Source organism: Streptomyces varsoviensis (assembly GCF_000718635.1).
Taxonomy (GTDB): domain Bacteria; phylum Actinomycetota; class Actinomycetes; order Streptomycetales; family Streptomycetaceae; genus Streptomyces; species Streptomyces varsoviensis.
The window spans coordinates 1-352 of sequence record NZ_JOBF01000078.1 but is presented as its reverse complement, the minus strand read 5'-3'; the positions used below and the strand labels follow the sequence as shown (position 1 = coordinate 352).

At 69.0% G+C, this 352-nt stretch carries 1 protein-coding gene; it reads left to right on the top strand.

Annotation, left to right across the window (positions count from 1 at the left end; translation table 11 throughout):
• Positions 1-58: 58 nt before the first annotated feature.
• The coding region (locus IF55_RS35665; RefSeq protein WP_157854641.1) for an aminotransferase class V-fold PLP-dependent enzyme at positions 59-352 on the top strand (294 nt) is incomplete at its 3' end.

Genomic DNA, 352 nt, shown 5'->3' with positions numbered 1-352 from the left:
TGGCGGACAAGCTGGAGAGCGAGGGCTACGAGGCCTACGTGAAGGGCGGCGCGCTCACGTGAGGGGGCCGGCGGGGCTTTTGGACACGGAGGCGATCCGCAAGGACTTCCCCCTCCTGGACCGCCAGGTCCACGACGGCCGGCGGGTGGTCTATCTGGACAACGCCGCCACCTCGCAAAAACCGCGGCAGGTCCTGGACGCGCTGGCGGGCTACTACGAGCGGCACAACGCCAACGTCCACCGCGGCGTGCACGTGCTGGCGGAGGAGGCCACGGCGCTGTATGAGGGGGCGCGGGATACGGTCGCCGGTTTCATCAACGCGCCCAGCCGCGATGAGGTGATCTTCACCAAG